Genomic DNA, 12130 nt, shown 5'->3' on the forward strand with positions numbered 1-12130 from the left:
TCATCGTTCGTGTACTCCCGGCGCGGGCCGCGGTGCCGACGTTTCGTACGCGCGCAGTTCCTCGATGACCCGGTCTGCGATCAGGCGCACGTGGTCGAGGTTGCGGCTGCCGACGCGCTGCGAGGCCGCGTTCCGCTCGTAGACGAGAGCGGTCCGGATCGCGCTGACCGCGCGCCGTACGGCGCGGGCGGCCTCGGCGTCGGGGGACCGGAGGAGGTCGTACAGCGCCATGACCGCGTCGGCCTGCAGGTTGCTGGTCACGTGCCCGCGGAAGATCGGCTCACGGACGACGTCGGGCGCTCGCCACGCGACCGAGTCGAGGAGGCGGCGAACCAAGGTCACCAGGTCTCCGCCGGAGGGGTCGTGAGCGCTGATCGCTCGCACCGCCTCGGCCAGGCTCTCGTTGAAGGCACGGCCCTCGCTGGTCCGGTTGTTGGCGTCCACCCGCTCCGCCCAGGCATAGAACCGCCGTGCGATATCGGCGAACGTGCGGGTGGTGCGCATCTCCCTCCCGAGGCTCCGCCCCTCCGGAACGACATCGCGCAGCTCCAGCACGGCCAGATCGAACGCGAGGGCGCCCTCGTTGTCGTCCGTTCCGGCGAAGTGCGTGCGGACGTTCATCGCGTCGTACTGATCGACGATGCCACGGACCCGGCTCGGCGGCAGCAGCATGTTGTCGGCGTAGTCGCCGAGGGTCATCGTGTCGTGGTTCATCGTGTACTCGAACAGGTCGAGCGGCTCCTCATCGTTCTCACGCACGCGCTGCTCGTAGCGGCGGATGGCCGAGCCGAGCCGCTCCCGCAGGTCCGTCTCCAGCCGGTCCCGGATCCAATCACGGCTGTTCTCGAGGAACTCCTGGACGTCGGCCTGCAAACTCTCACGGATGCCGGCGAAAGACGTGCGCAGAGTCCCGTGCACGAGGTTCTTCGCCAGTTCGGCGTCGTTAGCGAACACGTGGGCCACGGCGTACGTGTGCGTGTTCAGCAGTGTCGCCGCCGTCCGCACCTCGGCGACGCTCGGCACGTACTCCATCGCCGGAACGGCGAATCGGCCCACGCGCAGCCCCAGCCATCCGTCGAAGTACTCCCGCGTCACGTCCGCGCCGAACCGTGACCCGGCTCGGAACCATTGCCGCACGTCGCTCATCCTGACGAACCTCTGGGTCTCGGCCAGGAAGGCGGCAACGAACGGGACCGGTACTCCCTCGGTGAGGTGCATGGGGGCCCTCCTTATGAATCCGGGTGGCCGGAGGATGGTCACGTCGTCCGCCCGGGGCCCGAACTCGTGGTCGGGGTCGTCGCCGAACAGCTCCCTCGGGGTCATGCCGCGCGCCTCGCGCCCGCTTTCGCCGTCCCGGAGGCGCGGCGCGTTGTTCAGCCGCCGCTCGGTGTCGCGGAGGCCGGCGTCCGCGACCTCGGGGTCGAAACGGTTCCCCTCGCCCGGCAGCGTCCTCGTGACCGAGGTGACCAGCTCGGGGATCGTGACGTTCACCTCCGTGACCCGTCCCAACCTCGACGCCTCCGCCGACTCCTCCGAAGCGAAGTAACGGCCACCGGCCATGTAGATCCCGCCGGTGTCGGTCCAGACTCCGACGCCGGTCCTCCGGTTGTAGACGAGGAGCTCCCTGTTACCGCCGAATGGCTCACCCCGGTGCACGTGGATGATGATGGGCCGCTCATGCTCGCTGCCCTGTCCGCCCCCGGGCACCCGGGTCACCTCGTCGAAGGCGATCTGATGGGCGAGGTCGGTGGCCAGTCCCCGGGGGTCCGTGGGGCCTTCCAGCGGGATGTCGCGCAGCGCCTGTTCGACCTCCCCGCGGCCGACCCGGCCGCCGAGCCACGCGGCGCCGAGACGGGTCAGCTGGAGGTTGACCTCGCTCACGAGCTCTTCCGACACGGGGGTGTCGGCCCGTACGCGCTGGGCCGGCGGTTCAGGGCGGTCCCCGAGCTGCTCGTGGAGGTTGCGGATCAGGGCTTCGAGGTCGGCCACCGCTCCCCGCATGGCGTCGAGCCGTGCCGGCGCACGGCGGTGCGCCGGCACGTCGGCGAGGCCACCCGCCATTCGGGCGCCCCAGAAACGGTCGGTCATCGCGCGCGTCCGCGCGTCGATCGCGTTCCTGTCGTCCGGGCCGAAGCGCTCCCGCAGGTCCCGATGGTCGGCGAGCGCGCGCAGGAGGCGCCGTTCCAGGGACCCGGCCAGCAGCGTGAACTGGTGGGCGGACCGATCGGCGGGCGTCGGCGGCGCCGGCCGGAGCAGTTCCCACCGGATCTTCTGCGCGGCCTCGTGCGTGTTCTCGGCGACCTCCAACCCGTCCGGCGTACGGTCGACGCGGATCCGGGCGCTGCCGGCGGGCCCGAGCCGGGTGACGTCCCCGTCCCGGACCAGGGTGAGGGGCAGGCCGAGTTCCTTCGCCAGCAGGTGGGCGACGAGGTCGTCCGTCTCCTCGTGCCGGCCGTCCAAGCCGCGGATCCGGCCGGTCATGGCACGTCCCCAGTCCGCGAAGGAGGTCTCGTCGCCTGACCCGTGGAAGAAGCGTGCGTACCGCGAGAGCAGCCCCTGGCTCGCCACCGCGACGTCCGCCTCCAGCCGGTCCGCGAGCCAGTTCCGCACCACCTGCGCGGCCTCACGACCGCCCGGCGAGATATTCGTCAGCTCGGGTATCTCCCGGGTGAGGTGCGGACCGGCGAGCGCGATGAGCCCGTGGTAGAAGCGATCGTCGCTGGCCGGGTACGGCGTCGAGTGGGCCGGGTCCGTGCCGGAGGCCGCCACATCGCCGACGGCGCCGGCCACGTCCTCGTCACCCGGTCGAGGGGCCTCGGGCTCCGAGACGGCCCACTCGGCGGTCAGCCGATCGAAGAAGGCGGCGCGCTGCGGCGCCCGCCGCGCGGTGTCCGGTGATCGGCCGGGGCCGTGCGATGGCCCGTCCAGGGCGGCCCCGGGGGCCGTGCCTCCTGCCGTGTGCGCCGGGTCGTCACCGGTCTGAGCGGCCTGCACCGGCCGCCGTACGGCGCCGCCGCCGGCGCTCCCCTGGAAGGGGTCGGCGTCGAGATTGGCGATCGGTGCCCGGGCCGCGGCCTCCGCGGACGCGGCGTTCCGCACCGGCGGTGGTACGGCGCCCAGGTCGCCGGTGGACGGCGCGGGCCGTACCGGTGGACGCGGCGCGGGACGTGCGGGCGGGGTCGCCGGCGATCCGCCGTCCGTGTCCGGCTCCGTGCCGGCCCAGGCGGCGGTGTACCGGCCGGGCGCCTGCAGCCGCAGCAGCACGACCGGCCGGCCCGACGGTGAACCGGACTCGACCGTGCCGCCGTCGGGTCCCAGAACGGCGACGCGCAACCCGAGGACGGCGGCGGCCGCGGCCAGGAACGCCTCGTCCGCGTCGGCTCCGCCCTGCGGCGAGGTCAGCGCGGCGATGAGGGCACGCCTCTGGTCGTCCGTGGCACCGTCGGGCATGCGCACGGCGGGCCAGAACCGCGGTGCGCCGCTGTTCAGGTCGGTGGCGAGCACGTCCGCCAGGTACGCCCGGAGCTCCACCGGGGACGCCGGCCGTCCACCGGCGGCCACGGACGTCTCGGCCGGTGCCACCGCCTGCAGGGCGGATACGACAGGGTCGCCGGTCGCGAGAACCAGCACCGGGCGCAACCCCATCCGCTCGAGCGCCGCCGCCTGCGGCCTCGTGAGCCCGCTGCCGTCGACGCCACCGGCAGCCGCTGCGGACCCCGGCCCGCCATCCATCACGGCCGGCGTCGCGGCCGGCGATCCGGCCACGGGCGGGGCGGGCTGCTCGCGCGGCGACGTGGGACCGGGCTCGGCGGCCGGCTCGCCCGCCACCGGGTGAGTGCGCGGCCGCGTGTCGGTGACATCGGACGCGTTCTGGTCCGCCGACGTCTCGTGCCCGGTCGATTCACCGGCCGGCGCACCGGTGAGGACGTCCGTCCACCCGTCCGGCCACTCGAGCTCGAAGTCGCCCAGCCCTGCCGGGAGGTCCGGGAGGACCGGGGGACCTGACGTCGGTGCGCTCTGCGGGTACCGGCTGATCGTTCCGTCGGTGTCGCGGGTGAGCAGTTCGACCGGTATGCCGGTCTGGGTGGTGATCCGCTTGGCCGTCACGGCGGCCGTCGCCAGGTGGTCGGTGCGGGTCCACAGCCGCAGGGTCCGGCCCTGGAACGCCGCCGCCCGGTCGATGATCTCGGCGGTGACCTCGGGAGGGAGGGTGCCGCTCTCGGCCCAGGAGGCCGGTAGCTCCGCATCGCCCAGCGGCGGCCGTTCCAGATCCAGGCCGAGGTCGTTGATCAGCCGGTGGGCCACCGTGGCCGGGAGCATGCCGATGAAGCCGTCGGGAACGTCCAGGACGACGTGGTGCCCGCGCGGGCCGCTGACGTAGAACCGGGCGTCGAAGACGTAGTAGTCATAGTCGTCATCGCGCTGCCGGTTGGACTCGACGTAGTCGCCCGCCGAGTTCTTGTACATGCGAGCTTTCCGCTTGTCCTTGCTGTATGACCCCCCGGGATCGATTATGGGCTGGTCGGCGCCCTCCTGCACCGGCCGGGCGAACGCGTGGCCGACGTTGGTTTCGCCGACGAAGGTCCATCCCCGTTCGGCTTCGTGTTCCCGCGCCGGCTCCTGGGAGTGCTCGGGGAAGTTGAGCCCGGTGAAACCGCCCCGCGTCTTCCATCGTCCCCGGGTGGGCACCATTTGAACGGTGAGGTCGTCACCGCCGACGAGCGGGATGCGGTAGGTGCCGCGCAGCAACTTGTCGATGTTGGCGGCGGCATCGCGTTCGTCGAGTGCGATATCGACGGTCAGGGTGTTCTCGTGGGCGGGGCCGAACTCCTTGGTGGTCGGTGCGACACCCCGCGCCACTGCCGCGTCGTCGATCCGGCGCCGGGGCATCGCGGCGGCCGGTGCCCAGCGTGCCAGGTGCTCGATTCCGGGCAGCGTCATGGCGTGCACGTGTTCGGCGAGCGAGGTGGCCAGTGCGGTGGGAGCCGGCGCCGGCGTGCGCGTGAGCGCCGGCGATATCTCGACCGGCGTCCCGGCCGCGTCCGGCCTCGGGCCGGCAGTGGTCAGGTGGGTGGGCACGAGGACCTTGGCCCGGCCGTCTACATCCCGGCTGGCGGCCGCCGGAGTGTCGGCGGGGAACAGGCGCCGCCACATCCGGTGGGCCTCTCCCCGAGAGAGGACGTCCACGAGCCCGGGCAGGAGCTTCGCCACCTGCCCGGTTCGCTGGGCGAACTCGCTCGACGAGTACCGGAAGAACACTTCAACGCGGTACCGGAGACCGTGCGAGAACTCCTGTGCGGTGTCCTTGGCCGTGGCACGCCGGACGTCCCGCGCCGTGGATTCGAGGCCGGTCTTCACCGCGTCTCTGCGCTCGTACGTCGCGCTTGCACCACCAGCGGGTCGCAGACCGAACGGCGCGGTCGCCCACCGGCCGTCGCCGAATCCTTCGACGTGCCAGCCGTGACCCCTGCTCCGGTCCCTACCGATCTGGTCGAACGCCTGTCCGCCGGTCGTCAGCTTCACATCGGGCCTGGGCCGCCGGTAGGTGACCGAGTCCTCGATGGCGGTCACGCGGGTCCCGATGTGCAGGGTGCCACCGGTGCGGGCGTCCATCTTCAGGTAGTCCCAGATACGGTGCCCCTCACCCCACATCGGGGCGGGGGTGGTGAAGATGCGGGGGATTCCGCCTCGGCGCGCGGTCTTGTACTGGCTGCGGATCGCCTCCTCGTCGTAGGCCGTCTCGATCGCGGCGAGCAGGTCCGGGTCCACGTCCCCGCCGAGCAGGGCCTCGATCGTGTCGACGACGTCCGCCGCGTCGACCTCCTCGATATGCGCGGCGGCCATGGCCAGGTCGTCGTGAAGGTAGTGACGTTCGCCCTTCGCGGACGGCAGGTCGTCTCGGGCCGGCACGGGCAGGCCATGGTCGGCGGCAAGGACGTACGGGACCAGGAGCTCGACCCCCCGAGTGATCTTCACGTGCCGTTGGGCACGGTAGGAGACCCGCTTCCCCGCGCCCCTGCGGAAGGCGTTAAGGAGCCTGCGCGCCCCGCGCACATCCTCCCCCTCGCCCCTGCGGAAGGCGTTAAGGACCTTGCGCTTGCCGCGCACATCGCGCCAGCGCCGGTACTCGATGGTGTAGACGACATCCGCGCCGAGTTGCTCGCCGTCACCCGAGTAGGTGCCCAGGTTCAGGTCCAGCGCACCGCCCATCTCCTTCTCGCTGCGGCCACGGGACGCATCACCGCCGCCGACGAGGCCGATCGAAGCCCCGCTGGCCGCCTTATTACTCGTCGGCTCGTGCCCTGCGTCATCGCTCGTCGGCTCGTGCCCTGCGTCGTCGCTCACCCCGGCGGGGCGGTACTGGAACACACCGGCCGGGCCGGTGGAGGCTTCGACACCGTAGCTGGTCGCGTTCTCCTCACCGAACCGCAGGTCGGACTCGCTGTACTGCTCCAGGGTGGTGCCCTTGACCGTCTGCTCGTGGCGGACGTTGAACGTCCGACCCCAGACCCTGACCTCCTGCCGCCATCCGTGGGGGAGCGAAGGCAGCGGAATCCGCAGGCCACGGTGGCTCGGCAGGAGCAGGCGCCGGGCGTTCGACTCCAGGAACGTGCGCGTTCCGGTACGCAGGATCTGCTCTGCGGCACCGTACCGGCGGCCGGACGGCACGAGCGCGGCGAGCACCTGCTTGAACGCGTCGTCCTGCGGTCTGACCCCGCGCACCTTGTTGTGTGCGCCCACCAGCTCGGCGATATTCGCCGAGATCTCGTTCGCGCCGGTCAGGTCGACATGGACACCGGTCAGGCTTCTGAGATGGAACTCCTCGCCCCTGTCCTTCCCCGGCCGGGCGGCCAGCCGCCGGAACCCCTCTTCGTCCATCGGCCCGGTCTTCACCGTGGCCTCGCCGTAGGTCAGGATCTCGTCGGCGGGGAGCGGCTTGGCGGGCAGGTGCTCGTCGGAGACGGTGACGGCGGTCCAGTACTCGTCACCGGACCGCTCCCACACCCGGGCCGCGACCGGCTCCCCGGACGCACGCCTGGTCGTGACCGCCGGCCTGTACACGGTGTCGTATTCGAAACGGGTGGCGTCTCCGTTCGTCCGCGCGCGGCGGTACTCCTTGACCCCGGTGGCGTTACCGATCTTGTGGTGCCAGGCGCGTTCACCATGCAGTTCGAGCAGGTGCACGTCGAGGCTGAACAGGCCCTTGATCCTGACCCGGGCGCTGAGCTTGCCCCCGGCGCCGACGGTGCGGCCCTTTTTGTCCTCGGTGTCCAACCCCGCGACGTTCTTACGCTGGGTGTCCAGGCTGACGTTCACCTCGGCCACCGGGTCCCGGCGCAGCGCCCGCAGTTCGGTGTTGAGCGCCACGGTGAACGTATATCCGCCGATCGTCACCTCATGGCTGATGTCGCCGTCGACGCCGTCCGCGATGGTGCCGCGGCCACCGGGCACCCCGAACTTCATGGCCAGCGCCCGCGCCAGATGCTGACGCACGGTGGCGGACACCTTGCCCTCGACGCCGGCCGTGCGCATCTGCCGGTCGAGCTCGTCGACGATCTCCCGGTAGACCTTCTCCCGGCCCGGCATCTCCCGCACGATGCCACGGCCCAGGCCGGTACGGGCGGCCAGCGCGAGCGGCTCGCGGGGGTGCACCACATGGTGCCAGGTCCGCAGCGGACCGTGGGCCTGGCCGCGCTCGTCGAGAACGAAGCGTCGTTCTCCGGCCTGCTCTCCGCCCGCCTGCTCCGGCACTCGCCTGCCGTCGGGGGCCAGCACCTGGATCCGCGGCTCCGCCAGCAGCGCGTCGACGGCCTCGTGCAGGGTCCGGTCCTCGCCCGGCTCCCGCAGCCGGCTCTGCAGCGCCTCGGTCAACTGGATCTGCGGTGTCCCCCCTGCGTTCAGGAAGTCGATGACGGCCGTCAGCCCCGCCGCGTGCAGTGGCGGCAGCAGGTCCTCATACCACGGGCGCGGCGCCTCGGCCGTGATGGGCTCTCCGGCCGCCGGATTGGGGACGTACCAGCGCGGCTGCCGCTCGCCCTCCAGGTCGTCCATGAGGAGCGCGCCGACCACCCGGGCGTCCTCGTCCAGCACGTACCGCCACACCGGGCCGGGGCCACCGGAGTCCTCACGCGAGACCAGGAACGCGTGCTCCTCCGTCGGCAGCACCCAGGTGACGCGGGGATGCGCGTACAGCGCCTGCCAACCGCCCTGCGCGTCGAGCCAGTGGGGGACGTACGCATCGTGCAGCGCGGGGGGAAGGACGATCTCGATCGGCCCTCGGTCGGCCAGCGCGACGAGGTCACCGGTGTCCCGTACGCCGCCGTCGGGGAAGGGCTCGGGCGGGCGTCCGTCCGTGAACCGCGACCTCAGCCACTGCGCGAAGCCGGCCCAAGACGGCGCCGAACGCCCAATTTCGGGCTCCGGCGCGGTGGAGGCCTCACCGGCGACCGTCGTCGGCGCCTGCGGTTCCGGCGCGGCCGCCACGTCCGCACCGGTCGTCTCGGCCTGGACCGGCGCGCTCTCGCCGATCGTCGCCGGCTCCGCCGGCGACCGCTTCTCGAGCGTCGTGGACCCGGCCGGCGTTTCGAGGTTCTGCGCTGTCTCGGGAGCCTTCGGCTCCTCCGCGGGGATGAGCCCGGAGCCGGTAAGCGCTCCGCCGAGGGCCTTACGCTCGAACTCCTTGGCGTGCGCGAGACCGACCCCCAGTTCGCCGGTGACCAGGAGCGTGAACGAGACGTCGCCGTGGTCGGATTTGACCCGGACCGTCAGCAGGAACTCGGTCTCGTAGCGGGCCAGACGGTCCTTGCGCATGGTGGCGTTCTTGAGCTGGCCTCCGGTGGTCAGGGTGCGCCCGTACTCGTGAGAGGAGCCCAGCTTCGGCAGATCGACGCTGGGCGTGGCCAGATGGCGGCCCAGCTCGATGCCGAAGGCGACGCCCGGAGTGGCACTCGCCCCGGTGCTGTGCTTCTGACCGCCGGCGATCCGCACCGTGTCCGCGATGTCGTTGCGGAGCAGCACCTCCTCATCGGTGGTCGTCACGTAGCGCACGGTGTGCGGCCGTCCGCTGAACTCCAGGTGCCCCTGGAACGTGGACAGAGCGGACAGCTTTGTGGCGATCAGGCTTGTCACCCAGCTGTCGGTCAGCCACCACTGGCTGCGATCCTTGAACGTCTTCTCGTTGACGTACTCCTCGGCGATCTCCTGCACGATCTCGTCGACGCTCTTCGCGGGGAGCCCGAGGAAGTCGAGGACGCTGCGCAGCCCCGCCAGCAGCGGCTCTGGGATAATCGCGGTGACCGCATGGTCGATGCCGTGCAGCACGTCCGGGTCCACGACCGGCACGACCGGGTGCCCGGGCCGCGCCATGAGAACGGCGGCCTCGGCGGTGGACGAGTAGACCTTGGGGAACGCCAGTCGCGCCTCGCCGGGGAGCAGGAGATCCGGCCGCTCGGCCCGGTCGACGGTGGCCCGCACCCGGATTCGTGCCGTGTAACCGTGCGTGGCGTTGGCGATGACCCGGTTCCCCGACTGGACCTCCATCAAGATGGTCTGCCAGGAACCGTAGCCGCGCTCCGATCCCGCCTTGAACACCGGCGACACGTGCGCCAGAGCCGCCTGAACCGCCACCGGGAGGAACAGCATCGGTTCGATCTGCCCGTGCTTGGCGCTCCGGCGTTCGCGCGAGACCTGCTCGGCGTACGTCGTGTCGCCGTACTTGCTGAAGTACGTCTGGTAGCCCGGGTCGGTCCCCGCCTCCTCGGGCGGCGCGAACTTCGTCTCCTCCACGGAGAAGGACAGCCTGACCCGCGTGTTCTTCTCGACGATCAACTTACCGTGGAGGAGCAGCCGCTCCCATCGCGCGGGCTCCTTCTCCGCCAGCACCGCGAGGATCTTCTTACGGACCGCACGCGCGACGGATGACGCCATGCCCGAGGTGACGGCGTCGATCCAGCGGCTGACCGCCTCGTCGGGCCGGCCGCCCGGCAGTGACCTGTCCACCACGTCGGTGGCCGACGACACGGAACCGTCACCGAGTCCGCCCTTCGCCACGTACCACGGCACGAGCGGTGTCGCGTCCGAGCCTGACGCCTCCCCGGTGCCGTCCTGCGACCGGATGCGGTTCTCAGCCGACGCGACCCGGGACGCCGAAGCCTGAGCCGACTGTGCCATGACCTGCTCGTGCCGGTCACCGCCGTCGATGTCGGCCGGGGACGGCGTCGAGCCCAGAGATCCGGTGGGCACGTCTTCGCCCGGAGCGGACCCCTGGTCCGGCGCGGCACCGCCTTCCGCGGAACCCGCGTCGAGACGCCGGAATCCCGTCGCCAAGAGCATCCTGTCCCACGTGGCCGACCGCTGCGGCGTGAGGGCCGAGCCGAGCCCCCGGAGTCTCGTGGTCACGCGCCTCCACCCGCGTCGCACCGAGGAATCAACATCGAGACCGCCACCGCGCAAGGACAGGGTCGGCTCATGAGCCGGGTCCGTTCCGGATGCCGCCACATCGCCGACGGCGCCGGCCACGGTGCCGGTCGTCTCCGCTTCGGTGCGGTCCAAAGCGGTCGGCGCCTCGCCCTCGCCGGTGAAGCCCTCCGCGGGGGATTCGCCCGTCGTCCGTCGCCGGGCCACCACGGAGCCGAGCTCCCGCTCGATGCTCGCCTGCAGCCGGTCCACGGCCTTACTCCGTTTGCCGGACTGCCCGTACTCGATGTCCCGCCACCGGTCGATCGCCCGCAGGACGTCCTTGAGCTGCCGTTCGTTCTGGTCCAGCGAGGACGGGTTCAGGCGACCCCCCTGCTTCCAACGGTCGAGCGCCTGGTCGATCCCATTCAGGACCGCTGAACGCGTGTACAGCGCTCCCAGGCTCGATTCGACCTTCCAGTCCTCGATGATGTCCCGGTGCACGTCCGTGGCGTGCGGCCCCGAGTAACGCCACAGCTTGTCCCAGTAGTTGGTGACAAGGTCCTGGACCGCCTCACCCTCGATGAGGTAACCGAACTCCGCGAGCTTGTGCGGATACAGATTGTCCGATCCGACGTAGTAGAGGGCATCATCGGCGATGTAGACCTTCGCGTGGTTCGCCGGCTCCGGAAGGGTCTTCTTCGAAATGGCGATCTTCGCGTCTGGCTTGTACCGCCGCGCGATGGTGTTCGCGGGCGGGTCCGGCCACGCGAATCCACTTTCGCTTCCATCACGATCGGTGAAGACGAAGGGCGCGACCTTCACCCTCCGCAGGGCATTCTCGATGACCTCATCGCGGTCTCCCCGCGCCTGGGGATCGGCCACCCTCCGAACGAAACGCTTGATCATCGCATACGTCCCAGGCGCGCCGAACCCCCAGGTGTACGCGCCGTTCACCGCGCCGGCCCTGGCCGATGACACGACGATGTCGACCGTGAGCTCCGGCTTGTTCACCAGTGCCTCGGCGATCCACCGGATGACCTGATGGTCCTTCTCCGCGGTAAAGCCGGTGAAGGCCAGGTCCTGCTGGCTGATCTTCAAGCTATGACGCGCGCTCTTGATCACCTCTTCCTTGGCGGTGTCACTGGCCTGGTCGCCGAGGAACGCCGCCCGGCCGAGCGACAGCGCCCGGCCACTGTGCCACTGCTCCGGAGCACCATGGGGCGGCACCGGCTCGGTGCGAGGCAGCTCCGCCGGGTCGACCAGGGCGAGCTCGTCCCGGGCCGGGCCCGGAGGCAAGGTCTTCACCTCGTAATCCGCGGTGATCTGCTCGACCTTCAGATCTCGGCCACCTCTCATCCACAAATAGTCGGCGAAGTCGTGCGCGTGCCGGACACCATCGCCGACCATCTCGATGGAGACGTCGTGGACCGGAGGATAACCACCGTACGTATCCGTCCAGAGGTTGTGACCACCGACCAGGGCCACCGCGCCATCGGCTGCAACGATCTTCGAATGGTTCCAGAAACCCTTGACGATGTTGGACAACTGCCCGACCAGGACGGTCATCCCCCTCATCGGCACCTCATTGTCCTTGAGGAACTTCGCCAAATCCCTGACGAACCCGGAGAGGACCGTGTCACGCAGCGAGATGTTCGCGAACAGGAAACGCACGAGTACAGGCCCGGAGGCCTCTCTTGACGCGATGTCGCGAAGCGCGTTCTTCACCTCTTCG

The 12130-nt window shown here is 70.8% G+C and carries 1 protein-coding gene (cut by a window edge); it reads right to left on the reverse strand.

Features of this window, described 5'->3' with window-relative positions:
• A protein-coding gene (locus NE234_RS40040; RefSeq protein WP_252786362.1) for a winged helix-turn-helix domain-containing protein crosses the window boundary here: on the reverse strand, positions 1–12130 show its end. 33920 nt of this gene lie beyond the right edge of the window; 12130 of the gene's 46050 nt are visible here — the last part of the coding sequence; the start codon falls outside the window, past its right edge — the gene reads right to left on this strand; it ends in the stop codon at positions 1–3.

Origin of the sequence: Actinoallomurus rhizosphaericola (assembly GCF_024055675.1) — a bacterium.
Taxonomy (GTDB): Bacteria; Actinomycetota; Actinomycetes; order Streptosporangiales; family Streptosporangiaceae; genus Actinoallomurus; species Actinoallomurus soli.